This is a genomic window from Novosphingobium sediminis (assembly GCF_007991615.1).
GTDB classification, from domain to species: Bacteria; Pseudomonadota; Alphaproteobacteria; order Sphingomonadales; family Sphingomonadaceae; genus Novosphingobium; species Novosphingobium sediminis.
Map to the genome: position 1 here is coordinate 1 of NZ_BJYR01000035.1, position 26,449 is coordinate 26,449.

Below are 26,449 nucleotides of genomic sequence, written 5' to 3' on the forward strand. Positions count from 1 at the left end.
GTTCGTAGGAAAGTGTTCAGCGGCAATACCGTCTGGAGGTGGAAGGATGCGGACGCATCTTTTCCAGCTCAACGCATAAAATCGACGATAAGGACGTAAAGTCAGTCTTTTTGTGTCGGTGAACGCCGTCACGGCAGCCGGGATTTGGCGACGACTCGGATAGAGGAACTGATTCGCCTCTAAACGAGCTGTTCTATGTATGTTCTTTTTATTTTCCTACATGGGATGCTTCGCGATATGCCTGCGAATCGCATCAGTGCAGATGCAAGGAGACAGCCATGCACCATCCAACCACCGTTGCCAGACCGGCTAATCAAAGTCTGGCTCGCGTGCTCGCCCATGCGATCGATGCCGGCGGCAAACCCCGCCACAGGATTGCCAGTGAATGCGGGATGCACCGCGAGACCCTGCTTCGCGTAGCGCGTGGCGAGCGGCCTATCGGGCTCGACGAAGCGGCACTAGTGCTCGCCGCCTGTGGAGCGCACCCCCGCGCGACCATTATCCTTGCTCTTGCCGGGCAAGAAGAGCTCGCTTGCGAGTGGATGCATGGCGAGATGGGCGAATTTCTCGAAGAGTTCTTCACCAGCCTCCCAGTCCATCTTCAGCGGACCCTGGGGCGGCGGATTGAGGATCTGCGGCCTCGGTGGGCCAACGGCACCTCACAGCTCGTGGCACGAATGCTTGCCAAGCACATCGATGATTTTGTGGGGCGCGACATCGCGATGTCGCTGTCGCGGTAAATCCCAAAGTTCGGAGGGGACCGAACCCAAGCCAATGAGATCAGCAATGTCGCTTTCTAATCAGGACACATCGAATACCCCTCAGCTTGCCGCAGCTGTGCCTGCCCGGTTTCTCCGCCTCCCGGAGGTCATCGCGCGGGTCGGGCTGCGCCGCTCCGCCATATATCAACGTATGAGCGAGGGGCGGTTCCCACGGTCGCGATCGCTAGGGCCGAAATGTGTCGTGTGGGTCGAAGCGGAAATCGACGACTGGATGCGCGAGATCGTATCAAGCTGATTCTCGCAGCCTATTTCATGTGGGAAGCGTGGCTTCCGACCCAGCTTCAGCCGCTCAAATGCAAGACGTAAACGTCGGCTGTTGCCAAAACCCGTCGTTTGTCCTCCTGGATCCTCAGCCGCTCTAAGGTGTGACGGGCGGCTCGAGGAATTCGACGACTAGCCTCGGGAGTTCGTCCGTGATGTAATTCATAGTCGCCAGCAGCGTTGGCAACGCAATGGTGTGTCGCTAGTTGCGGAGGATCGCCGTCCACTGAGAAGGGCAATAGCGGGCAAGCATAGCGAAACGGGCTGGCGGGCTTCCTCGGTCTGGGCATCTAACCGCCCTAGCCTATCGCGCCCGTTCCGCCAGCACGGTGCATTTGCTCTGACAGAGCCCCTTGGGAGCTGGATGAGAATTACGACGCCGGCTGATCATTTCTCCGCGACCTTCATCGGGAAGGTCACGGAAAGCACCGCCTTCTCATTCCGATCGTGCCAGACGAGTTCGAACAACGGCTCCACGGACCGGATCATGGCAGGATCGAGCTGTGCACCGATATAGCCGATGACCTTATCGCCATGGACAAGCGGCAGCAGCTGCCTGATGCTGTCATGATGCCGGGCGCTGTCCTCGGGCACAGCGACCCGCCCTTGCAGATCGTAGCGCGGCATCGTGTCGAAGAAGCGCTGCACGACCGACCCATTCACCCGTACGCCCGTGCCGAGCATCGGTGTGGAATCCCACAGGGGGAATGGCGATCCCGTCGCGTCGGGCAGCTGGGCCGTCAGCGCCGCGGATAGTCCTTGTGCCACGGCGGGGGAGAGCGCGCGGTCGCCGGCGATCCAGCCGCGAAGCCAGTCTGCTCTCGGCTTTCCGGGTTGAACGAAAATCGAGCCGCCCTTGTCCGGCACGCCGAGCGATTCCAGATCAGCGAGTGTGATGCGAAGCGCATCCCGATCGCTGGAACTCCAAGCCGAATGAGCGTCGGCCAGAAGGAATTCCTCGCGCAGATCGGGAATCTCATTCTCACCCATGTCTTTCCAGTTACGCACAACGCGAGTGCGGACGCGGGAGACTAGGAATGCCTGATCGAGGATCGACACGCGGAGCATCACGCTCGCCATCGGCTCGGACGGCGCCACCTCATAAGCGGGGACGGCTCCGGCCTGGTCCTTCGGAGCATAGATTTCGAACGCGACGGCTTCCCCGATCCCGCCCATGCCGGGCGCGTCAGCTTGACCGATCGGCTTCATCTGCCACTTGTTCTGCGCTTGTGTCGGCGGGATGAGCCGATATCGGCGCAGGGCGCGGCGACCCGATTTGGCGGGCTCCTGCGCCTTGGAAACCGCCACGCGGTCAAGCAAGGTCCGGCCGAACCAGGGATCGTCGGCGGTGGACTCAACGAGCCATTTCTGCATCTCTTCGACGATCGCCCCATGCGGCACCGGCTCGGGCATTTCGACCACAGATGTGACTTCGTCGGGCGACTGCGCTCGCCACCAGTTGAACCATTCGAGCAGGGGCGTCGTCTTCGCGGCAGCAATTGCAGGCGGTGCCGACTCCGGCGGCGGCACGCCCTCCCATAGTTCCACCTCGACCTCGATCACGTCGTCATCGAGATTGGCCTTTAACGATTCTCTCGGCCGGTCCAGTCCCAGTTGAAACCAGTGATGCGAGAGATAAGTCGTCACCGTCTGCCAACCGCCGGGGGCCAAATCGGTCTGCACTCTCGTTGCGAGATTGCCCGGGACGCGACCGAAGTTCGTGAAACCGCCCCCGCTTGCCGGGATGGAAGAGGACGAAAGACCATCGAAAATCTGCTTCGACTGGCTGCGCCAGGCCAGCTTTAGGTCTGGCCGCTCGCCGGGCCGCGCGATCATGATCTTGGACTTGTCGAGCAAGGGCCCGTTGGCGCCTGCAAATACGCGCTGAACGCTTCTAGGAACACTCGGTAACCGTCGCTCGGGAAGGAAATAGAAGTAGTGCGCCAACGTGCTGCGCGCGCTTTGCCGTACCTTCAGGCGCCATTCCGGATTGTAGTGGACGACGTTCGTCTCGACATCGTTGAACGGCCCGGCGCGAGGCGCCGCGGGATCGAGCACTTCCTCGGCAGACCGCGCCGACGCATCCCCGCGCTTCACCTCCGCGCCGGCCGTTTCGACATCGATGCGCGCGCGCGGCTTCCCGAGCTCGTCGAAGTCCGAAGGATCGACATTCTTGTACTTGTTCTGCTGAATGATCAGCGTATCGTCGTAGATCGCTTCGGGAAGCACATCGACGAAGAAGCCGGGATGCTTGCCCCGAAACCGGGTGAAGTCGAACCTTTCGGACTCGGATTTGCGCTGGTCTACCGGCAAATCGAAGCTCTCGCCGTCGCGCACGATCCGCTTGGTAAGGAAGAGCGAGAATATCTGCTCGCCCGATCCCTCGCCCGATGCGGCGGGAGGATCGAAGAGGACGAGCCCAATTCCCTTGGCGTTGCCGAGGAGGTTTGGCCGGCGCGCGAGCAGGGCGCGGCGGACCTCGCGCCAGCTCCCACGTCCAGTCCCCGCCTCGACCCGGCGGGTCAGCGCCGTGACCTTGTCATAGAGAGCGCGTTCACTTGCGCTGCCGCTGGAACTCGCATCGGGCTCGACCCTGATCAGAAGCCGCTCGAGCGCCGCTACCAGGCTTATGTCGCTTGAGTTGGAAAGCAGGGCGATCGCCTTGGCGCGAAGGATCGCCGCTTCGCCGGCGTCGTGGCTGTCAAGCCGGAGGAGACCTTCGAGCGGCTTGCCTTCGGCAAGGCGGGCCAACACCTCAAGAAGATAGTCGGCGAAATCGGAGGTTCCCTGCCGGTCCCGCAGGGCGGGATGTGCCGCGGGCACAAGAAAGGCATAAGGCACATAAAATAGGTCGACCACGCGCTGCTGAGGCTCGAACTTGCCTTGGGGCGGACGCAGGGTCTGCTCATGCTCACCTAGCATCGGTTTAGGCGAGGTTGATGCCTTCAGCGCGGGCGCCGCGGGCGGAAAGATCTCGCTATGAGTGTCTGATCGCCACAGCCGCGACGGGTTTGGGTTTATCTGGCCCGGCTTCGCCAGAAATGCTGTCAGCTCCTCGCGCGCCGTGGCCTGTAGACGCTTTTCCTCGTCCGACGTGTAGGCATCAGGGTCAGCCAGCGGAACGAACACGCCTTCGCTCCAGCTCGAGTCCGCCGCCACACTTTCCGGACGCTCCAGGATGAGCCTCGCGCGGACATAATGGGCACGTTTGTGCAATGCCCCGTCATTGTGGGACGCTATGTTGGCCCAAGCGGAGTCGAGCGCGAGGTCCCCATCTTCACGCGGGACGGGGGGAACCTTCGCATTTAACAATGCGACAAAATCCTCGAGCGAGGCGTCGAGGCCGCCGATAACTTCGATCAGCGCGCTGCCCATTCCGGCGCGAGTGACCGGAACGCGCCGCTCTTCGCCCCGCACCAACTGCTTCAGAATGTCCGGCGTGGGCTGCGGAACATCCTCGCCGAGGTCGATATCGTCTCGGTCCTCGAAAGCGACCGAATTGTCGAAGCGCCATTCCTCGAGGATCATCTCCGCGCGGCCCGAGTCCACTGCGTCGCGCAAATCGACCAAGGCGGCATGGATTCGCCGTAAGGCCCCGGTCCATCCGCCCTCGGCATCGTCCTGGTTATCGGCTTGAGGACCGGCGTCGTACCGTTCGAGCGCGAGGCGCACGGCCTTTCGTCCCAGCGTGAGCGCGAATACCCCTTGGGGTCCCTCCTCAAAGCGAAGAAGCGCCCGGCGCCGCGCAAGAACCTCGTCTTGCGAGCGCAACACCTGCTCCGCCTTCAGCAACCCCTTGATCGACACGTGCGCTGGGTGGGCAATGTCCGTTGAACGGGCGAGGCTTACCGAAAGCGGCGCTGTCGCCACTTGGTGGCCATATTGATGCTCGACATAGCCGGTGATCGCGCGCGCTCGCTCCGGCGCGCTGGCGGCCGAGCTCCACGCGTGCAGCCGCAACCGTTCCTCCAGCAGGTCGCTCGTGTCGCGGTCCTGGTCGAGCAAATAGGAAAGCCAGTACCAGTAATGCGGACCGTAGAACTCCACCGGCCCTCGCGCCTCGAACGGCCGGGGGCGCTTGTTATGGGAGTCGCGCGCGGGCAGCGGCAAAAGCGCATCGGGATTGGCCAGCGGCAAACTGAGCGGCTTATCGTCGGCATCCTTTCCGAAATTGTCGATGGTGAGCCGCAGCTTGTTAAAATCGGCTGCGATTCCTGATTGAAATGTATCGCGAACCGGATCGTCAGGATCAAAGCGTGGCGCGAAATCGACTGCCACCGACTGGACTAGACGATCTGCACTGCAGCCGATCCTGCTGACCAAACCGCGGCGCAGCTGAAGCGAGTCGATCATGCCGCCGTTGTCGTTCGAAAGGAGGTTGAAGGGCTCGCCCGGATAGACTTGGAAAACTAGGTCCGCATCCCAACCATGCGGAGATTCAGGGGCACCGAGCCCGCTGTCGGTCTCCTCCAAGATCTTGCTGAGAGCGCCATTGTCCTCATTGGACTCGGGCTCGTCGCGCACCAGCACGATCGGGCTGCTTTCGGCCGTTCCCGGATGGGCTGAGAGCCGACTCGCAGTCAGGGAATTGACCTCGAGCGCCTTCATCCCCCTGCCGGGTCCGAGGGGCACCCACAGCGACGCGGCCCGGTTACGGGCGCCGGTCACGATCCGGTGCAACCAGGCTGCAGCTCCAATATCGGCTTCATTCAGCGGCAGCAGCCGCAGAAGATAATTGCGATAGCCCTTGAACGTACCGGGGGCGCCACTTTCTCCGGTGAGATAGGGTTCGAGGCGGGCGGCAAGTCGCAGCCTCAACCGGTAGTCGATGTAAAGACGATCGCCGCGTAAGAGGTCATCCCCCGTCAGACTGCGCCTCGCAAGCGACGTACGTGAAAGATCTTCGCCGCCGCTCTTGCCAACGAACCGGTGCCCCGCGTCGACCGTGTCAAGAAGACTGGGAGGAAGGGTATAAACCGGCTCTGGCACGCTTGGCGGCTCGAGCAGCACGGGTTCGGCGCATCGTGTATGCCAGTACACAGTGCGATCCGTCCTTGTCCCGCCGCCGGCGGCATAATGCGTGCGCCAGGCCGGTCGAACCTGAATCGCGGCCGGCGTCCCAGCTTGCGCGGCAGCGGTGAGCGCAGATTCAAGCCCGGAGGCCAGATCGGGAAGCGCGCTTCCCCCGCCCGCCCGCTCCACTGGCTTATCGACGATGAAATTGAGTCCCGTCACTTTCTGGGGTGTGGCTGCAAGGGAAACCGGCGAGAGCCGGAAGACTTGCCCGGCGAGAGAGATGGCGTTGGTGATAAACCAGTTCGCCTCATACCGCGGGCGTAAGACCATGAACCGGCGCGAGGCGACCGCGCTGCCGTCGAGCCTCGCGATCGGCCATGCTAGACGCTCGCCGAAACCATAGAGCCGGCCGAGCGCTTGCTCGACCTCCTGGAGCTTCGCCAAGTCGTCTGCTCCCGGCGCCTGAAGCAGTTGCTCGATATGGGCCTTAAGGTTGGACCAGAGCGCGTGGAGATAGGAGCGGCCGGCGATCCGAAGCCCTCCATCGAATAGGTCGCCCCGTCCATCCAATTGGTCCGGGCGATAGGCGAACCGGTAGGGCCGCCATTTGAGAACCGGATCATCGGCATCGGCAGGAATGCGCTGCGGCTGGTATAGCTCCATCAGCCGCGCATAGAGGGCTGATGCCGGAGCGGGAGGATTGGACGGATCGCCGGCCAGATATTGATCCCACGCCTTTAGATCGGAAAGGGGGAGCTGGTCGACCTTCGGCTTCACGCTTGCTTCCCAAAAAGCCAACAGCTCCGCGTCGCCCGTCCAATCAGGTTGATTGCCATCCTTCAAGCTTTCCCACATCGCCGTGAACAGTCCGATCAGCGAGCGGCGGAGCTGCTCGCGGCGGGGAGATTCGCTTTGGTTGGGTTTCGGAGGATCCAGTTCCTCGTAGCGCTCGACGAGCGGAAGCGCGTTGGAAAGCTTCGCGAACCCCGGCCAGCCATCGACAGCGGCAACCGGCAATTGGTCCCAATCGGTCACTGGCTGGTTGAGGGGTGTGGTCCTGCCGATCGTCCGCTCGTCGCCGACGGTGACAGTTTCGCCCCCGGCGGTTTTAACTTCGGCCTCGATCTCGAGATGGGTACCCGGTGCGAAGGGCACGGGTGTCGCAATGACTTCGCCGATGTCGATCAGCCGGCCGATCGCATGATCGATGAGAAGCGGTGCCGGGCGCGCCGGATCGGGCTGATCCCAGCTTCCGAAGTAATCCTTCAGCGAAAGCGGCTCGATCTGTCCAGCGGCAGGGCTCCGCGGATCCTTGGCCCGCAGCAGCATCGGCTGGACCACCAGATGAATTGCGGCCTGGTCATGGCCGTAATCGTCGGGCGCCAGCGGAGGCCGCACAAAGGCCGGCGGAAAGAAATCGAGCCCAAGATAAAGCCGACCCGTCACTTCGCTCTCCTCATCCGATTACAGTGCGGCCGGAAACCTTCATCCCGCAGCGCCCCGAGACCCTGAAGGTCCATTTGAACGGACTTCGTCCGACGCGGACCGACGCCGAATAGTGCGCGTTCAGAATAGCGTCCCATTGGAGCGCCACCGGCTGCTTCGGGCGATAGATGATATGAACGGTCGCGGCTGCTTGAGCGGCGACACGAAAACGCGCGGACAGGATCCAGACCTCGACGCCGCCCTCGCCATAAGCAAAGATGCCGAGCACGCCGATGATCTCGAGCTGGGCGATGCTCGCCTTGAGTAGGTCGAGTGCCGAGCCGCCGGCGCGGTCGGCGAGGAGAAGCGTTGCGCGCCCTGACAAGATGCCAAAAATGCCGATCCCTGCGCGCACCCAGGCCGGGCCGAACGAGCCTTGGAAAAAATAGCCGAAGTAGAAGCCGAACCCCGCCCCGATCGTGAGGTAACGGCCTTCTGGCAAGCCGGGAATGACGGCACCGGTCTGGGTCCGCTTCTCGATGAACAAGCCGAACTTCGCCTCATAGGCACCCATCGGGATCGAGAAAGCACGGAACCAGTCGTAGCCGTCGGGCCCCCTCCACGGAAAGCCGAGGTCAATGAGGAAGTCCCAGTTGGGACTCCATTCAAGCACGATAACGCCCGAGCGCATTTGCGCGAAGACCTCGAGCGCGGCGATCCTGAGGCTCGTCCGAAACCGATCCTCGGACGGCACGCGGCCTGGTATATAAGCGAAGGTGAGCTCCTCAAGCCCGGTCAGAGCTTCGAGCCAGTCGGCCCGAAGGCCGATCCCGTAGAAACGTCCATCATGGAGGACGAGAGTGCAGGGATCGAAAATATCTCCGAGTCCGAACCTGATGCCGAAGAGCCATTCGCCGCCGGTTCCTCCGAAGTCGGCCTTTAGGGTGCGTACGCCATTGGCCTCTTTCTTGAACACCTCCTCGAGGAAACTGATCTGGTCATCCGCCTGTTCGAGGTCGTCCGGCCGTTCGAGCAGGCTCGTCTTGAGGTCGCGGCCGATCTCGAGATTTCGGGTGAGCAGCATCCAGTGCAGCCGGAAAAACTTCTTCTTCTTCTCCTCGGCATCCTTGGTCTCCCTAACGCCGCCTTCCTCCTGATCTTCGTCATCCTCCTTGTTCTTCGTCGCCATCGCGAACATCCCCTTGACGTGGGGAAGCTCGGAATCGTGCGCGAGCATCAGGTCCTTCCGGAAGCCTTTGAGGAATTCCCAGCCAATGATCTTGAGGGTCCAATTCTCGATCAGCAGCACACCGACCTCGCCATCGGCTCCGCCGCTGACGGACTTGCGCGGATATTTCCGGACGCTCAGTTCCTCAATGGTGAGCGTAAGGATTCGGAACAGGTCAAACTTCACATTGCGCGCGCTCGCGCCGCTGATCGCGAAGCCCGGCGTGCCGAGGCCTAGCTCGCCTTCGAGCACCGGAACGCCAAGCAGGCCGTTCATCTCGAGCTTGGAATCGCCCCCAAGTAGCGGGAGCTCGCCGAAATCGACCTTCAAATCGATAAAGGGGTAGGCGAACTTCTTTTGGTCTCCACCAACGAAGCTCGGAGCGACGACTTCCATCGCCTCGCGGTTCAGCCGGCCCCGGATCTCCGGTGGCGTACCCCGATAGAGCCCGAGCCCGACCGGTGTGATCTCGACGCCGAGCAGATTGACCTCGCGCGCCTTGATCGACGGAAACCGGATCGCGGGCAGGTCGAAGCTTAGCGCGCGGAGAATGCCCATCGGAACCGAGACGCCCGGTGAGAGCCGAGGAATCCGGACGCGAAAGTCCTCGAGACGAAGCTGCGCCTTTGGCAACTCGAGCGGGCGCCATTCCTGAAGATCGAGATCCGCGTCGAGATCGAGGGTGACCTCGCCCTGGCGAGAACCGACGCGAATACTGCGAAGGCTCAGCTTGTCGAGAAAAGCGAGGTCAATCTCGAATTCCTCGGGTTTCTCGAAATTGGCTGCGAAAGTGAACGCCCTCGGCTTGCCCGCATCTCCGGCAGTCGCCGGCGGCAAGGTCGCCTGGACCTTCACGTCATTCCATTTGCGCTTATCGGACCGCGCGCCAAGGAGCTCGTTCAACCGCAGGAGAAAGGCGATTTCTCCTGAGTAGACGATACTAGCCCGCACCTCGACGTCGAACTTGACTAGGCTCCAGCTGACGTCGCTCTCTTGGAAATCCCCAGCGATCCTTTTTGCGGGCTCGATCCGCCTGACATGCGCCCAGGTTTTGAGCGCGGGCATCGGCTCCCCCGCCGTGGGCTTGGGGCTTCGTCCGCCCACCGCGACCCACAAGGTCTTCAGATATTGGAAGCCGCAAAGCGTCGCCAGCATTTCGTCGCGCGCTAGGTCGAGCGACGGCGCGATCACGAACGCGCCGCGCCAATCCGGGGACAAAAGCTCCGGGGGGAGGTCCGCCGCAAGTTGCTCGGCAGGAGACCCGGGCAGCTTCGGATCGGTGATGATGCCGAGCGGATTGGGTCGGTCGGCGCTCCGATAGGCCTGGTCCACTTCGGCAACGATCTGTCCGAGGCTCCTTCGCCCACCCAGCTTCAGGATGATCGAGGTGTCATCGTCGAGGAAGAAGTCCCACGCGCTGCCACCGAGCGTGCAGAGGTCGAAGCGGCCGTTCCAGGACTTGGAGCCGGGCGCGCTGGTCGGGTGGAGCGTCGTGCCATCGTCCCCGGCGTCGCCTCTCTCGATGCGGCGCAACCGTCGGCTGATCAGGACATAATCGGGAGGGTCGGAGAGCAGGTCACCGAGCCGGCGCAGAAGGATCCCATTCTGCTCGAGCTCCCGAAGGAAGACTGCGGCGTCCTGCTCGGCTGTCAGCAGAGCCTGATAGACATCTTCGGTGAGCTTGGGGCCATACTTTGCGTGCAGCGAGGTGAGCTCGGTTCGCCACACCTCGGCCGCCGCAGCGAACACTGAGTCCAGTCCGTTGGAGATTTCCGCGAGAAATCCGTCCAGATTGGCCTGTGCGCCCGAGAGCATGGCCTCGACGGCATTCACCAGAGTATCCGGCAGCAATTGTTGCTGCAAATATGCGCGAAGTTCCGGCTCTAGCTCGGCGATTGCCGGGTTAGCCATCGCCGCCGCGGCGCGGCGCAGCGTTTCAAGGTTAGGCGGCGCCCTGAACAGATCGATCAGGAGCCGTCCGGCCGAGCCTTCTTCCTCGTCTTCCAGCGCCTCGTTCCACCAGCGCACGAAATCCGGGACACCAAGATAAGGGAAAGCAGCCGCCGCACCTTCCAAGCCCAATTCGGGGGGTAGATTCCTAGACGAGGCGTCAATGAAGAAGCGCTCCATCGCAAATTGCAGTTCGCCAATGGCGAGCTCTTCCTCGGGCGTCAGGTCGTCGCTGTCGGGGAGCGTGAACAGTTCGCCTGAAAGGATCGACTTCACGACGCGCAACGCCTTCCACCATCTCTCCTCATCTACGCCTTTGGGGATTTCGACCCCGGCCCAGCGTCGAAGGAAGCGTTCCGCCGCCTCCCCCAGCGCTGCCACGCGCTCGTTCAGGAGCCGCGTCTGCAGCGCGACGTCACCAGTCGCCTGTGTTCCTCCGAACAGCATGCGGGTTCTGCTCACGTCGGCTGGGTGGTCGCTAGCGAAGGCGCGAGCAACGGCCGGCAGGTGAACCAAAGCAGCGGCGTCGGAAGCAATTACGGGCTCAGATAGTGCAACGCGCTCCGGATGGAATTTTCGGTCGGACAGGGTCGAGGCGGGCGGATCCTTGAGGATCCCAGCCCAATGCTCGCCGGGAATCTCGGCGCGATGTCCTTCGACATGCTCATAGTTTCCGGTAACCGGTCCGCCGAACGCTCCTTCTGGACCGCTCCGCCATTTCCTGTCGAGAGTGTCGAGCCATTTCGCGGCTTCACCAGCCAGCACGCCATCACCCTTTGCCGCCCAGCCTCCCGCAGCAACGGGGACGCCGGCAAGGTTTGAGAGGCTCCAACCGATGTCGTGGAGCGGCAGGCCAACACGCTTTTGCAACTGGCCCGCGCCGATGCGCCGCTGAACGCCAACCGGAGCCGCCTGATCGGAGCCACGACCGAAATTGCTCTGTTCAGGAAACTCGGCACGGAGCTCAACTTCATCCACCGGCAGATCGAGGCTGGTGAGCATGTAGAGAAGGTCCTTCCCATCCATGATCGGCTCGCATCTCAGCCGGCAGCCCCGGCGAGGAAGAGTCTTGCCCTTCTTGCCGGCGAGCGAGGTGGAGCGCGCGAAGCCATGAATTTCGGCGAGTTGGGCCGACGCGATCGGGGCCCGGCCCTTGTCGAGCCAATAAGGCGGCGAATTCATTCTGCCACGAGAGTCAAGCGTGGGCGGCCTTCGGTCCCGGCCGTAAAGCGCGATTGGGTCCATGCCGAGCAGTTCGGCCCCCAGATCGCCACCGCCGGAATTACCGATCACCATCGCGCGATTGGTGCGACTCCAAGTCAACGGTTTGGAGTCGTCCGCGATCTCTACATTGCCCTGCCGTAGCGCGACCGGTAGATCGTCAAGTTCCAGGACCGGCGGATGGCCGTGCTCATCTCGAAGTGCGAGCGGAAGGAGCTGGACCTTGTCGCCGCCAAGTCCGACAAACCTAGGTCGGCTGGCGCTCCATTTGTTGTTGCCAAATTCCACCTCGGCATGAAGTGCCGCCCCCGCAATTCCGAATTGGAATAGAAAGGCGTTGCCATCCCCTGGCGAAAGGTGGCGCGGATCGAGGAGATCGGGTTGCAAGAAGACCGCGCCTACCGCGGGCGACGGTAGGAAACGGACCGACGCGCTCGCGGGCCCCAGCTCGATGCTCTCGAGGGGCAAAAGCTGATAGACTTCGATCTCCTCGCCAACAGCTGCTGTGAAGACGGCACCTAACCGCAGGCCGGGCATTCGATCCCGGCTGACGGGGACGAGCCGAGCGATGCCTGTCTGCTCGCCCAATCGGAAGGCCGTGCGCGTCGATGGAGCTGTCTCGTAATCGGCGATGCCGTCGAATAGCTTCGTCAATGCGGACGCCGCGCCACCGCCAACAGACGATCCGATCGGCGAAAGCAGCTCAAGTGCGGCTTCGACATCCGCGGAGCGTTGAGCATCGGGCAGGTTGAAGGTTGGATTCTGATCGCCGACACGGACCTTGAGGCTACCCGCCTCCGCCGCACGAGGCGCGTCGGGATAGACCAAGAAATCCTGCTCGAAACGCGCCTCGAACCGGTAGCGCAAACCGGCGAACACGGCGATGCCGAGCGACCCATCGATCGTGAGCACCACTTCGCGGCCGCCATTTTCGAGGGCGCTCGCGACGCGTAGGGACCCTGAACCTGGTTGGTCCCCGATCGTTCGAGTCCTTCCGAAGAGCTTGAACTGAGGCATTATCGAGCCTTCCGTTAGCGACGCGCGCAATACGGGCGCGACCAGAGTCCGCGGCCGCGGCGCTCAACACGCCAATTGGTAAAGCTGACGTCCGCGGGGTGCAGTAGGGCAAGGTCTGAGGCTTCAAGTGATTGGGTTCCGGTCCCGTTGGGCCTTTGCGCAACCTCGAAGCGATATCCGTCGGGCCCGAATATTCGACGAATCTCGTGGGTCGCAGGATCCTCGCCGCGTCTTCGGATGGCAAAACTGTAGCCATCGATATTGACCGATGAGATCCATGGCTCTGTTGCGCCGGGCCGGCCATCGCGGCAGATGCGCGATTCTTCCCAATCCTGAAGAGTCCAATGCTCTGTTCCCCGATCGCCGAAATGAGGCGACTGCAGCCTGATTTCGCCGGTGGCCCCCACTGTCACGTTCTGTGAGGCAGCATAAAAGTCCCCTTCCATCCGATATCCCGCTCCCGCGGCGACCGCGGAGGTCGAGCCAAGCAATTCTTGGGTCGGGTCGCGCTCATTACCGCCGACAAGCCTCTGAATGCGATGCCCAGGATGCGCTGCCGCGGTCTGGAGGCGCGGATCGCCAGCGCCTTGAGCGCCGCCGAGATGGCACGCGCCATCATCTGCATCGACGAAACGGCGCGCAAATGCCTGCTGTTGCCGCGCATCGGAAATTGCTTCGCACAGATGAGAGAGGTCCGCCTCGACACGCAGAAGCGGTCTCGCCGGAGTGGAATCGCGCTCGGAGATGATGCTGACGCACAAAGTTTCGACGAGCGCGTTCCACAACGGCACCTCATTGTTGGCGACCGCGTCGGCGCCCTCCTGGGCCAGAGCGGGAAGGTCATTTTCGTCGTTCGGGCGAAGCCGGCTCGTCGCGAGAAATGTATCGAGGACGACCCGCTCCGCTGAGTTCAGCTGCCCGCCTTCCCCGATGCGTCTCAGCACAAGGTCCATCTCGAGATTGAGTGGAAGGAACACGGCTTCACGCGCACGATTGGTGGAGGACGACCAGAAGCCTAGGCGAAGATGGGCTCCGACACCTGGTCTGAACACTGCCTGCCCAGTCTCCACGGCCAGGCTGGGATGACAGCTGTTGCCAACGGCCGCGCTATAGCCTGGCGTGAGTGCTCGCGTCTCCTCGATCCTGATGCCTGCGGCACCTGGGCCATCGCTGCGAAGGACCGGGGTTCTCTCGGTCAAGGTCCAGCCCGGAGATATAGTGGGACCGACACAGCCCCCGAGCGTCAGTCCGATCGCCAATACCGAGAGCAATCGCTTCATCATTGTCGTTTCCTCAGACGATCGGCTTCGGCAAAGTGGGGTCGCTTAGCAGCCGCGTGAATGCGTCGGCGAAGCTGCCCCGCTTGACATCGAGCGGCGTTCGCCGCCCCTGAGCATCCTTCCAGGCGGCCGCTTCAAGATTGAATCCAAAGGATTTGAACAGCTTCTCGTTCGGCCAGGCCGTAACCGCCTGCATCCCGGTCGGGAGAACCTTGCGTTCGTTGGCCGGCACATTGGGCAGGGCCGCGAGCAGCTCCACGCGCGTCGGCTTGCCACTGAGTTTGTCAAGGCCGAGCTGCTTGAGGCTGTGAGAGACGCAGATGGCGTGGGCGATGAGCGCCTTGACGAGCCGATCTTCTTCGGGATGGCTCCAATTGGCCGGCTGACCGGAGACTTCGGCCAATTCAATCGCGTTGCCGACCCAGGCCTTCTTGCCGGGCTGGGTCGCGGCAGAGTAGCGGACGTGGAGTCGCAGCAGCAAGGCGGCGGCAAGCTGCGACGTAAAGAGGTCTCCCAGCCGGAAGTTTTTGTACTGGCCGGTTCCTCCCAGCGGCGTCGCGAGAACATCGCGAAGACGCATTCTAGCCATGTCCCACTGGGCATGGCGGAATGCCTCGCTTTCACGGGCGAGCTTCAGAAAACGGTAGTACCAATGGGCGGTCCGGAACCAGGACAGGTCGCCGACCCGCTCGACCTTCTGGTTGGCTGGTGCCGCCCATTCCATAAACCCGCCGTAATTGCGCGTGGTCTTGAACGAGATGTCGAAGTCCGTTCCCTTGCCATTCGCCGGCCACGAACCCGATGGCTTGACCCCGTAAGGAGACAAATAGGTGTCCTGAATAGTCGCCGCCTTGCCGATGGCAAAGGCGAGCGTGGCGGGGAGCTCGCCCGCCGCAGCGATTTTGGTCATCTTCTTCGGCGGGGAATCGGGCCCGATCGCGAGCGTCCAGTGGCACGGGCCCAATGACATGAATGCATTGTCATAGCCGTTAAGGGCGTCGAAAAAGCCGAGGCATTCCTGCTCCGCCACGGCTCGGATTGCCTGGAAGACGGGCTTCTGCCAATCGAGCTGAGCGTAGGCGCTTCCGGTCGCGGAAAGAGGGGTGAATTCCATATGGTCATGGAGATGCACCCGCTTCTTTCCCGCACCGCCCCAATAGCCGAGATAATAGTCGCGCACGCCCAAACTCGGCATTTGGGTCCAGGCGGTCGGAGGCGCAGCGGCGCCCGTGAAGTCGCACACCCGAAAGTCGAATGAGGGATCGCGGGCCTTGCCGCCCCCGGGATCCCTGCCTGCGCGGATCAGGGTCCGATAGGCGGCGATTCTCGGATCGTCATAGGCCCAGACATTTTCGAGGCTTGACTCGAAATAGGGCTCCGCCCCTGAGTCAAGATATTCGCGAACCTCGACGACGACGGGACAGCGATACTTTTCGTCAATCCAGTGCTGGATAGCCTTGACGGTGAGATCGTTCGAGATGTCGCCGGTAATCGGAGGGCGTTTGTCGACCGCCAGTCCGTTGGCAACCTGTTGCAGCCGCTCCACCCATCGGCCTGGCTGCGCGTCGGGACGGACGCGCGCGACCCTGTCCATGCGCGCATAAGCCTGAAAATCCCGAACCGCGAGAACGGTACGAGTGCCGGCAACTCCATCGGCCTTGCCGAGAAGTGTGAAGCCCAACTGAATGAGCTTCTCCTGAAGATCTTTGATCGTATCAGACATCGCCGCCGCTTAGGCGAACTGGCTTGCGTTCTCGCCGACAGTGGTGCTGCCTTCCTCGTGCCGTTTGCTCCTTCTGGGCTGACCCTCCGTTGGCGACACTGACTGCCGGTCGCATGCTCATGCGATCGTCCAGTTCGTCTGGCTATCGTATTTCGGCTTGTCGGCGAGGACCGAAAGATGTGCGTGCTTATCGTGAGGATTTTGACCGCTGTAGGGTCGCCAATCCCAGGCTGCTGCGGTTCCTACAGGATAGGATGAGCAGATCCGGCTGTTCCAGATTATGTATTTGATCCGCCCGTCCTTTGCCGCGCGGATCGCTTCGACCACGACCTCCATGTCGCAGCCGTTCGCCGGATCGTGAGTTGCGTCAAATGCCGTAACCACGCCTACAGTGCCGTCGATTACATGTGGGCAATGATCGGACGTTCCACCGTTCGCGCAATGCGCAGAGTCGCCGATATCGCCGTCGCTCGCCGTGCTGCGATTTGGGAAAGCCGCATTGAGTTGGGCCTTGAGCTTTTTGAGAGAACCCGCAACGCGCCAGGACGTGGTTGTCAACGCCTCTGCCGATCCAGCAGATTCATGCAATTGCCGCCATTCTTCAAACGCGGCACCGTCATCGAAGACATCGACGAAATCGTATTCGCCTGATGCCCTTGGCGTCCTAGGCGAGAGAGTCGTCGCCGCGAGGTTTGATCCCTGGGCCAGTAGCCCGGCCCGCTGCATGCGCGCGGCCAAGGCCGGCGCGAGAGCATCATCACCGGGATTGCCCATGAGCAATCGCCGCTCTTTGGCTCCTTGCGCACGATCACGCAGCAGGTCGATGATCTGAGCGATGACTGTACTGCCGCCAGCGAGCAGGCCGGCGGTAAGGAGTATATCCATGGTATCCAGAAGAGTGCGCTGGTTTCCGTCCAACCCGTCGAGATCAAGTAAACCAGTAAAGGTTCGCACACCTGCGGCCGCGATCAGGACTGCAAAAACGAATCCGACGCCCAATCGTACATGCTGCTTCTGAGCGTCGATTGAGTTCAATTCCCAGACGGACGTGAGGACGGCCTTATCGGCCGCGATTCCGGCCGACATTTTCGCTACTCGAAGCTTGCTTTCGGCATCGACGATCTTCTCACCAAAGAGGAGATCGTTCAGAACAGCGAGGGAGCGCTCCATGAACACGGCGACGACAAAAAGAGCGCCGGCGACCTTGGCACCTTCCACCGGCATATTGTCTTTATACGAAAGGACGTCCCAGCCGTTGTCGCCAATAAAGATGGCTAGAATGACGCCAACAATGGCGAAGGCAGGTGATGCCCACGCAACCCAATTGCGCATATTCCCCCCCGTTCGCGACGCATTTCTTCCCCTCGAGACGTCTGCGACTCCCATATAACCCGAACAGGCGCGGCTCGCTACACAGAAGAATCCGAAATGATTCACGTAAAGCCGGAAATGAAATTCAGAACCTCAAACGATGGTGCTGTCAGTCTTATCGCAACGCGTCTCCGATTGGCGCGGCTATCCCTTACCCGCTGTGAGTTCAGGCTATGAGGTTCTGCCACTCAGCCAGTGCGGCTGAGCGGGCGGCCTTGTAGGTCTGGCGGTCGGAGAGGTGGCGGTCGAGATTGAAGTGGTAGTGGACGTTGGCATGAACCGAGGCGAACTTCTGCAAGGACTTCATCTGTCGGAACCGTAGCATCGCCCGCTCTCGCCTTCGGAACGGCAGGTGGCTGTTCTCCACCCGGTTGTTGGCCCAGCGCCCCCCCTCCTGCTTGTCGGTGTTGCCGAGGGTCGCCATGGCTGCCCTCTAGGAGCACAGCCCGTCGGTAGTGATGGTCGCGGGTCAGCCGTGGCGCCGGAGCGCCTTCTTCATGAAGCGAAGCGCGGCCTTCTTGTCGCGGATTCTGGTGACGTAGCTCTCGAGCACCTCGCCCTCCTGATCGACTGCGCGCCACAGGTAATGCATCTCGCCGATGATCTTTACTTAGACCTCATCGAGGTGTTACTTCCACTGCCGGAAGCCCTTCATCCGGCTCACCCGCTGGTGCCGCACGTCAGCCGCAAACAGCGGACCGAAACGGTTCCACCAATGCCGCACCGTCTCGTGGCAGATGTCGATCCCGCGCTCGGCCAGCAGATCCTAGACGTTCCGCAGGCTCAGCGTGAAGCGCACATATATCATTACCACCAGCCGGATCACCTCGGGCGAGGAGTTGAAATAGCGAAACGGGCTGGCGGGCTTCATCGGTCTGGGCATCTAACCGCCCTAGCCAATCGCGCCCGTTCCGCCAGCACGGTGCATTTGCTCAGACAGAGCCCCTTGGGACCATCCAAAAACCCATCCGAAGCTTTCTGCCGATCTCTCTCGATAATCAGGAATAGTCGGCACTTGTCACAACCCGCCGTCGCAAAAGTTGCTATTGGACGGCCGGAATGTCCCACAATCTGGCTTTAGCGTCTACCGCTCTGTCAGGGTTTGAGCCAGCGATTGTCGCTCGGGTTGAGCCGGTCGGTCACATGGATTGTGCACCTTCTGAGGTCAGATAAAACGCCTAGAACGAACGACTGTACGTCGCAAGGAACCCATTATGTGGGAGGAAATGTGGGAGGCTGGATCTGAAAATACATTATTTATCTATAAAATACAGTACTTAATGAGGTGGTTCGGTACAAGCCCTGCCACCACCAGCCGTTCCGAGATCCTCTCGAAATCGCCGTGAAATCCAGAAATCAAAGGCGTATTAGCGCTTTCAAAGGATGCACTGCGCTTTGCCGATTTGCATGCATGCAGGGTCGAGCGTTTAGGCATCTCGCTCTTGGTGATGCGCAATCTCGCCCTCCCTGCGCTCAAGGTGGCCATCTCGGCTCCGGGATCATCTACAGGCAGACATTCGCGTTGGCTCTCATGAGCGATTGATTGTGGTTGCCATCTGCATGCCTAACCAGGCTTTCAGGGCGGCTTCGGCAGGCGGGCTTACTTGCCACACTTCTTCATCGCGAATAAACTTCAGTTATTGAAGTGAGTCGGGAGGCCGACGATGAAGACGAAATCCTTTGCCGGGATGCGCTGCTCGATTGCCGCAGCGCTGGAGCTGATTGGCGATCGCTGGGCGGTGCTGGTTATCCGAGATCTCTCGTTCGGGCTCAGCCGTTATGACGATCTGCGCGCCAGTACGGGCATCCCGGCGGCGACGCTGGCCGCGCGGCTGAAGCATCTGCTGGCCGCGGGGATCATTGAAACGCAGCGCTATCAGGAGCGGCCACCGCGCGACGAATACCGGCTGACCGCCAAGGGCCGCAACTTGTGGGCGGTCATGCTGGCGCTGCGTGAGTGGGGCGACCGGTGGGATGCCAGCGGCTTTGGCGCGCCTGCGGTGGAGACGGTGGACCGGGAAACCGGCCGTCCGCTGCGCCTCGCCCTTGTCGATGCCGAAACCGGTGAGGCCGTGCCGCCTCGCCGCATCCGCCTGCGTCCCGGGCCGGGTGCCGATGCCGATACGCTCCGCCTTCTGAATGCACGAAAGGAACCCGCAGTTGCCGCACGCTGATGAACCCGAAGATGGCTACACCCAGTTGCGTGACCGCGTAGCGGGAGGAATGAAGGCTCCGCTGCTCGTGAAGATGGGCATGACGCTGGCGGAAGTCGATCGCGGTAGGGTGGTGTTCGAAGGCACACCGGATAGCAGCGACTTCAATCCGATGGGCTCGGTGCACGGCGGCTATGCGGCCACCTTGCTCGACAGCGCGTGCGGCATGGCGGTGCAATCGGCGCTGGAAGCGGGGCGCGGGCACACCACGCTCGAGCTCAAGGTTTCCTATCTCAAGGCGCTGACCGACCGCAGCGGCACGGTGCGCGCCACCGGGCGAGTTATCAGCGTCGGCCGCCGCGTGGGCTTCGCCGAAGCCGAACTGCGGGACGGCAAAGGGCAATTGTGCGCAACCGCGACTTCGACCCTGCTTGTGTTCGATGCGCCGCCGCGCCCGCCGGAGGCTTGAGCCTTGCCCGATGCGCAGCCGCTGACCGCCGGACGCCTTGCGCTGCTGGCGGGCCTTGCCGCGCTCGGCGCGCTGGCCACCAACATCATGCTGCCGGCGTTTGGCGCGATGGCGCATGATCTGGGCGTGGTGCCGAAGGCGCTGTCGTGGACGCTTAGTGTGTTCTTCCTTGTCTTCGCGGGCGGGCAGTTGGTCGTCGGCCCGCTGTCCGATGCCTATGGCCGCGCGCCGCTGGTGCTGGGCGGGCTTGCCCTGTTCATCGTCGGCAGCGCGATCTGCGCGCTCGCGCCCAGCCTTGGGTGGCTGATCGCCGGGCGCGCGGTGCAGGCGATGGGGGCCTGTGCCGCCTCGGTGCTGGCGCGGGCCATTGCGCGCGATCTCTATCACGGCGCGGCGCTAACCCGCGTGCTCTCGCTGGTGATGATCGCGATGGCGGCCGCGCCCGGCTTCTCGCCGGCGCTCGGCAGCGGGATGACAGCGCTGCTGGGCTGGCGCAGCGTGTTCGTGCTGGTGTCGCTGGCCGCCGCTGTGCTGGCGGCGGCCTATCTGCGCGCCGGAGAGACCCTTCCGGCAGAGCGGCGGCAAACTGCCCGCCCCGCGTCCGTAGCCGCGACTTACCGTGAACTCGCCGCCGATCCGCGCTTCAACCGTCCGGCACTGACCGTGAGCCTGATCGTTGGCTGCCTCTACAGCTTCTTCGGCGCGGCCCCTGCCATCCTGACGGGCACGATGGGGTTCACCCCGGCCGCGCTCAGCCTGTTCTTTGCCGCTACCGTGTTCGTGGTGTTCGGCAGCGGCCTGCTGACAGCACCGCTGGCGCGGCGCTGGGGAGCACCGCGCGTTGGCATTGCGGGCGTGCTCATCGCGCTGGCAGGCAGCGTCTGGCTGGTGCTGCAAGGCTCGTCGCCAGCACCTGCCAGCTTCATGGCTGCTATCACGATCTTCCTTGGCGGCATGGGCGTGATCAACCCGATCGGCAGTGCGATCACGCTAGAACCGTTTGGCGCACGCGCCGGGGCGGCTTCGGCCTTGCTGGGTTTTCTCCAGATGGGCTTGGCCGCGCTCGGCACGGCACTGATCGGGGCTGTGCCCGCTGCGCCAGCACTGACGTTTGGCTGGGTTATGCTCGCGGGGACGGCAGGGGCGGCGCTGTTGTTTCGCCGGGTGGCGGCCGGGTAGGTTCAAGCAGAGATCAGGGCTTCCAAAAGCCGCAGGTTACGGAACAACCCGCCGCTATTCCAATGCAGGGGGAGGAGACGCGGCCTACCCGTTCAGCTGACTTCGCCGGGTTCGATCAGGCCAAGCGCGAGCGCCTTGGCAACAGCATGCGTCTTGTTGGAGACTTGGAGCTTTCCGATGATGCGCTTCATGTAGACGCGCACCGTATCCGTGGAGATATCGAGTATGGTGGCGATATCGTCCACGGTCTTGCCCCGCGCCGTCCAGACCATGCATTCGCGCTCGCGGTTGCTCAGCCTGTTGTCGTCACAGGTCAGGGTGCCCGCCTTGCCAAACAGGTGATTGTCGAGCGACTGCGCCAGCAGCCGCATCAAGGCGATTGCCTGCTCATCCTGCACGTCACCTTCCAGCGATGAGAGGCACCGCTCTCCGATCAGAGAGAGGAAGGCCGGGCGGCGGCCGGATACATGGACCGGAATTGTCAGCGCAACCGAGGTGCCGATCGCGTCGTTCACATAACTGATGCAGTCCCGCTGCTTTTCGGAAAGCGAGCCTGCCTTCTCGATGACTTGAGACCAGGCAAAGGGAAGCGGCGAGCTGCAGGCGTGCTCCATGTAGGGATCATGCCGGCCATGCTTGCCCCAATCCCGCTTCCAACTGGCAGGCAAGCCGCGCGTCATCACCGGATAGGCTTCTCCTGGGCGGAAACGAAGGGCAGGCGCCCAACCATAACCGAAGCGCGACCAGCCAAGCTCCTCTGCGGCGCGGTGCAAGGCATCGAGGCAGCCGGCAGCGGTGTCTGCCCTGTCGATTTCGGACAGGAACCGGCTGGCAATGGTCAAGGGTTCGATTGCAATCGACATTGCCGGAAACTCGATCCCTGCTGAGGTGGATGAAGGCTAGTGTCGGCCCGGGAACCTGTCAATTCGAGCGCCGGATGCACCCGATGTCACCCATTCATGTGACTTGGTCTGCCCGCGGCGAAAAGTATGGTCGCCCGATGTGAGTGGTCGGGCCGGGCCGCGGTGCCGTTCTCCACCGCATGCAGGGCCCGCGCTCCCGAAATGTAGCGGAGGGTGCCATGAGACTTGATGAATATGCCTCGCACGACATGATCGGCCTTGCCGGTCTTGTCCGCAGCGGAGACGTCACGTCTGCAGAGCTGGTCAGCTGCTGCCTTCAGGCGATCGAGGCCGTCAATCCGCGCATCAATGCCGTGATCGGTCTTGTGCCGGAAGACCTGCGCGCTGAGATGGGCGCAGAGGGGCCGTTTGCGGGCGTGCCGTTCCTCATCAAGGATATCGTCCTGCACATGGCGGGCATGCCCAATGAAGCCGGCAGCGCGCTGTGCGCCGGGCTCGTTGCTCCCGAAGATAGCGAGTTGATGGCACGGTTCCGGCGTGCCGGTCTGGTGGTCGTCGGCCGCACGGCCACGCCGGAATTCGGCTATTGCTCGACCACGGAATCCCGCCTGTCCGGGCCGACACGCAATCCGTGGAATACGGACCTGATGGCGGGCGGCTCAAGCGGCGGCTCCTCGGCGGCGGTCGCCGCAGGTGTGGTGCCGGCTGCGCACGCCAACGATGGCGGCGGCTCGATCCGCATCCCCGCGGCCTATAACGGCCTCGTCGGCATGAAGCCGACGCGCGGCCGCACGCCCGCCGGCCCCGATTATGGCGAGCCGCTGAGCGGCCTTGGCATCGAACATGCCGTGACCCGCACCGTGCGCGACAGCGCGGCGCTGCTGGATGCAACCCAGGGCGCAGACGCAGGGGCGCGCAACATCATCATGCCGCCCGCGCGGCCCTATCTGGAAGAAACCACCGCCGACCCCGGGCGCCTGCGCATCCGCTGGACCGACGAACCGTGGTCGGGCATCGCGGTCGATGCCGATGTCAAAGCCGCGCTTGCCGAGGTCGTCTCGCTGCTGGAAGGCCTTGGCCATGCGGTCGAACCCGGACGGCCGGAGATCGACTATCCAGCCTTCTTCAAGGCCACCAAGATCTTCTGGACGGCCGGTGTCGCAGGCTGGATCGAAGGCGCGGCGGCCGCAACCGGGCGGAAGATCAGCCTCGATACACTGGAGACGAGCACGCTGGCTTGCTGGGAATATGGCCGGACCTTGTCGGCATTGGATCTGCTCTGGGCCGAAGACTACATGAACCGCGTGTCGCGCTCGGTCGCTCCCTTCTTCGCGAGCGACGACATTCTCATGACGCCCACCGTGGGCAGGATCGCGCAGCCCATCGGATTTCTGGATGCCAACCGCCCGTCAGGCTGGACCGCCGATGAGTGGACCGACGCCGTATTCGGCCACGCGCCGTTCACCGCCCTCTTCAACATGACCGGCCAGCCTGCGCTCAGCCTGCCGCTCGGAAGCGATTCAAGAGGATATCCTGTCGGCATACAGTTTGTGGCGGCATGGGGCCGGGAAGACGTGCTCTACCGCCTTGCCGGCCAGCTTGAGCAAGCCAGCCCCTGGGCCGGAAGGCGACCAGCCGTCCACGTTGCCAACTGAAACCCAGCAAAAGCATGCCAAAAATCGCAGTGAAGTGGTGGTGGACGATGCGATCTCAAGCTCTGCCTGCCGAACCTCTATGCAGCTAGTTCAGCACCATTCGGCGCCAGGCGGCGGGGCTCGAACCGATGACGCGGCGAAAGATCCGCGTGAAATGACTTTGGTCTGCGAACCCGCAGAGTAATGCGATATCCGCAATTGGCATGCTCTCGATCCTGAGAAGTTCCTTCGAGCGATCAACCTTTCGGCGCAGGAGCCAACGATGTGGCGGTTCGCCAGAACTGGCCTTGAATGCGCGGGTAAAGTGCCGGCTCGAAAGGCCGCAGGCCTGAGCCAGTTCGCTCAATGACGGCTCGGTGGTGAGATCGCTCAGCAGCATGTCCTGCGCCCGCTTGTAGAGGAACGGCGGCAATCCTCCGCGAACGAGGGTTTCGGAGATCGCCAGCCCCCCGTAGGCGCGGGCGAGATGCAGCGTGATGGCCTGGAACACATGCTCCACGAACAGAAGCGTGGACGGAAGTTCCCCGCGGACCAGCGGCATCAGCGACATGGCCAGATGGTACATGACGGGATCGACGTTGGTCTGTTCCAGAGGACAATGCAGCGTTGTGATCCGGTCTCGACCGGCTTCCCGCGCGACTTGATCGATCGCGGACACGGGAATGAACAGGTCAAACAGCGCGAACGGATCCTCGAGCAATGCTGACCACTCGGACCGGTGGTCCAGCACGGCGATGCCGCCCGCGGGGATGTAGCCGCGGTGAAAGCTGCGCTGATCGCGCCACATTTCTCCGCCCGGTACCGGCGCAATCATGATGCTGATCAGGTACAGATTTCGCGGCGTCGTCGTCAAAGTCCTGCCGAACCCCGGCTGAGCGCGCGAATAGAAAGCCGCTCCTATGGGCGCCCGCCCAAGCGGATGCACGCTCAAGCTGCGGAAAACATCGAGGAGATCGGGATCCGTGAAACACGGATCGCGAAAGTCACTCTGTCGACCAGTCCGCAACATGGGAGCCAGTTCCTTCCTCAAGGGAAAGCAGGAGACACGCGGATAGTGTCCGGAACGTTCCATAGTTGGCGGTAACGATCAAGCTGCACCGCCCGCAGCAGCCTAGGCAGGCGGTATGGGTTCTGAAGGTTGGCGAGCCACTTCACCAGCTTCGGGGCGACGAGCACGTACCAGGGCCCGAACGCAGGGGCAAGACGCCGTCAACGGAAAGGAAGCAGCACGGCCGATCCAGGTTGGGAAACCGGCACAAATCCGCGACCGGCTGCGCCCTTGGCCGGGCAGCGGCCGGGTCGCGCAGGCGATCCTGATCAGCGCCATTCCGCCTGTCATGGTGAAGAGCGCGAACAATCCCGGCGGAACTCCGATCGAGGTGTTCGACGGTTACCGCACCGCGCTCGCTGCCAATCGGGCGCAATTCTACCTCGATGTGGCCAGCGGTCCGTTCTACGGCTTCAACCGGCCCGGCGCCAAGGTGTCGGAAGGATTGATCCGCAACTGGTGGCGCCAGGGCATGATGGGCGGCGCCAAGGCTCATTACGACTGCATCAAGGTCTTCTCTGAGACGGATCTCTCGGACGACCTCAAGCGGATCGACGTGCCGGTGCTCGTGATGCACAGCGAGGACGATCAGGTCGTCCCCTTCGGCGATTCCGCGCCGCTTGCTGTGAAGCTGCTGAAGCAGGGCTCGCTCAAGATCTACAAGGGTTTGCCGCACGGCATGTTCGCCAGCCATCCCGAGATCATCAATCCGGATATTCTCGCGTTCCTCAAGGCCTAGCAGCCGCACGCGTGCCCGTTTGCCCTTATCGCTTCAACTCGCCGAGGAGATCACATCATGGGTAACGTCACTGCTCCGCGCAACGGCATGCTGGTCGCCGGCTTCTGCTGGCTCAGCGTCCTTGCATCATCGGCTCTCGCCCAGTCCGATGTGGCAACGCCCTACGACCAGATCAATTCCGCAGCAGCGGCATCGCCGATCACGACGCTTCCCGTCGGTGGAGGGGTGAGCATTCTGCAGGGATCGGGCGGCAATATCGGCGTTCTGAACGGCCCTGAGGGGCTGCTGATGGTCGATTGCGGGATTCCGGTCTCGCAGCAGAAGATCCTCGCAGCGCTGCGAGGGGGGAACAAGGGCCGACTGCGCTTCGCGGTCCTAACCCACTGGCACTGGGATCATGCTGACGGCGACGGATGGGTTCGCCGCAAGGGGGCCCAGCTGATCGCCAGCGCTGCGACGGTGAAACGCCTTTCCCAAGCCATTCGCGTCGAAGAATGGGGGCACACCTTTGCTCCGGTGCCCCCGGCCGAACTGCCGGATGTGCCGCTCAGTGCTGCAAAGACCCTCCATTTTGCGGGCGATGAGGTCATCATCAGGCCCTACATGACCTCCCACACCGACGGTGATCTTTCGGTCTACTTCAAGCGCGCCGATGTGCTTCAGACCGGCGACACCTTCTGGAACGGCATGTATCCGTTCATCGACTATGTCGCAGGCGGAAGCATCGACGGCATGATCGCTGCCGCAAACGAGAATGTCCGGCTAGTCGGCCCGCACAGCCGGATTATCCCCGGTCATGGCCCGATCGCGAGCAAGGCCGATCTGGTCGCAATGGAGCAGTACCAAGCACAGCCGCCTCAGTGCAGGAAGGAGCCTGCACTGAGAGAGACTCTTCGCTTGGCGCTGCTCCTGCACTGGCCGCCAAATCGGAAGAGAAAATGCAGCAGGCTCTGCAATTCACAAAAGACCGAGGAGGGTATCGACCCTTTGCGCGTTAACCAGGAAGTCAGAGGTATCGGCAAGCCTGCACGCCTGTTCCAGGAAGTGCGAGCGGCAGTTTGAAGCGTTA

14 protein-coding genes and 2 pseudogenes are annotated in these 26,449 nt (G+C 62.5%); 8 read left to right on the top strand and 8 right to left on the bottom strand.

Annotated elements, in window-relative coordinates:
• The first annotated feature begins 278 nt into the window (after positions 1-278).
• Both NSE01_RS19935 and NSE01_RS19940 read left to right on the top strand, forming a co-directional pair.
• A complete protein-coding gene (locus NSE01_RS19935) occupies positions 279-740 on the top strand; it encodes a transcriptional regulator (protein WP_147161359.1) in 462 nt (153 codons plus the stop codon).
• A 46-nt stretch (positions 741-786) separates the two neighbouring features.
• Complete coding sequence (locus NSE01_RS19940; RefSeq protein WP_147161360.1) at positions 787-1,017, top strand: AlpA family transcriptional regulator; 231 nt, start codon at positions 787-789, stop codon at positions 1,015-1,017.
• A 413-nt stretch (positions 1,018-1,430) separates the two neighbouring features.
• Here the strand turns inward: NSE01_RS19940 and NSE01_RS19945 are convergent, their stop codons facing one another.
• From NSE01_RS19945 to NSE01_RS22025, 6 genes and pseudogenes are all read right to left on the bottom strand, one after another.
• Positions 1,431-7,505, bottom strand: a complete 6,075-nt coding sequence (locus tag NSE01_RS19945) for a hypothetical protein (protein ID WP_147161361.1) — start codon at positions 7,503-7,505, stop codon at positions 1,431-1,433.
• A gap of 10 nt (positions 7,506-7,515) precedes the next feature.
• Entirely contained in the window at positions 7,516-12,900 is a 5,385-nt protein-coding gene (locus tag NSE01_RS19950) for a hypothetical protein (RefSeq protein WP_147161362.1), read from the bottom strand.
• Positions 12,901-12,914: 14 nt separating this feature from the next.
• Positions 12,915-14,183 (bottom strand): hypothetical protein, encoded by a 1,269-nt coding sequence (locus NSE01_RS19955; RefSeq protein WP_147161363.1) that lies wholly within the window; start codon positions 14,181-14,183, stop codon positions 12,915-12,917.
• Between the two features lie 10 nt (positions 14,184-14,193).
• Entirely contained in the window at positions 14,194-15,903 is a 1,710-nt protein-coding gene (locus NSE01_RS19960) for a peptidoglycan-binding domain-containing protein (protein ID WP_147161364.1), read from the bottom strand.
• A gap of 117 nt (positions 15,904-16,020) precedes the next feature.
• Complete coding sequence (locus NSE01_RS19965) at positions 16,021-17,235, bottom strand: hypothetical protein (RefSeq protein WP_147161365.1); 1,215 nt, start codon at positions 17,233-17,235, stop codon at positions 16,021-16,023.
• Positions 17,236-17,440: 205 nt separating this feature from the next.
• Positions 17,441-18,157, bottom strand: a pseudogene (locus tag NSE01_RS22025) (IS6 family transposase).
• A gap of 781 nt (positions 18,158-18,938) precedes the next feature.
• Here NSE01_RS22025 and NSE01_RS19975 point away from each other — a divergent pair.
• The 3 genes from NSE01_RS19975 to NSE01_RS19985 are packed head-to-tail and all read left to right on the top strand — an operon-like array spanning position 18,939 to position 21,075.
• Positions 18,939-19,448, top strand: coding sequence for a winged helix-turn-helix transcriptional regulator (locus NSE01_RS19975; RefSeq protein WP_147161366.1), 510 nt, complete (start codon positions 18,939-18,941; stop codon positions 19,446-19,448).
• Positions 19,435-19,896 (top strand): PaaI family thioesterase, encoded by a 462-nt coding sequence (locus NSE01_RS19980; protein WP_246135304.1) that lies wholly within the window; start codon positions 19,435-19,437, stop codon positions 19,894-19,896. Before NSE01_RS19975 ends, NSE01_RS19980 begins: the two co-directional genes overlap by 14 nt.
• Positions 19,897-19,899: 3 nt before the next feature.
• The gene (locus NSE01_RS19985; protein WP_147161367.1) at positions 19,900-21,075 is read left to right on the top strand and encodes a multidrug effflux MFS transporter; all 1,176 of its coding nucleotides are present in this window, start codon (positions 19,900-19,902) and stop codon (positions 21,073-21,075) included.
• A 92-nt stretch (positions 21,076-21,167) separates the two neighbouring features.
• Here the strand turns inward: NSE01_RS19985 and NSE01_RS19990 are convergent, their stop codons facing one another.
• Positions 21,168-21,938 carry a helix-turn-helix transcriptional regulator gene (locus NSE01_RS19990; protein WP_147161368.1) on the bottom strand — a complete coding sequence of 257 codons (771 nt, stop codon included), beginning with the start codon at positions 21,936-21,938 and terminating at the stop codon, positions 21,168-21,170.
• A gap of 218 nt (positions 21,939-22,156) precedes the next feature.
• On the opposite strand from NSE01_RS19990, the gene NSE01_RS19995 reads away from it, so the two are divergent.
• Positions 22,157-23,593: an amidase gene (locus NSE01_RS19995; protein WP_147161369.1), complete on the top strand. Its 1,437-nt coding sequence runs from the start codon at positions 22,157-22,159 to the stop codon at positions 23,591-23,593.
• 85 nt (positions 23,594-23,678) lie between these two features.
• Here the strand turns inward: NSE01_RS19995 and NSE01_RS20000 are convergent, their stop codons facing one another.
• Complete coding sequence (locus NSE01_RS20000) at positions 23,679-24,602, bottom strand: AraC family transcriptional regulator (protein ID WP_170233917.1); 924 nt, start codon at positions 24,600-24,602, stop codon at positions 23,679-23,681.
• A gap of 283 nt (positions 24,603-24,885) precedes the next feature.
• Between NSE01_RS20000 and NSE01_RS20005 the strand changes: the two are divergent.
• Positions 24,886-25,380 (top strand): annotated as a pseudogene (locus NSE01_RS20005) (alpha/beta fold hydrolase); the annotation flags it as partial.
• 87 nt (positions 25,381-25,467) lie between these two features.
• Positions 25,468-26,442 (top strand): MBL fold metallo-hydrolase, encoded by a 975-nt coding sequence (locus tag NSE01_RS20010; RefSeq protein ID WP_147161371.1) that lies wholly within the window; start codon positions 25,468-25,470, stop codon positions 26,440-26,442.
• Positions 26,443-26,449 lie beyond the last annotated feature (7 nt).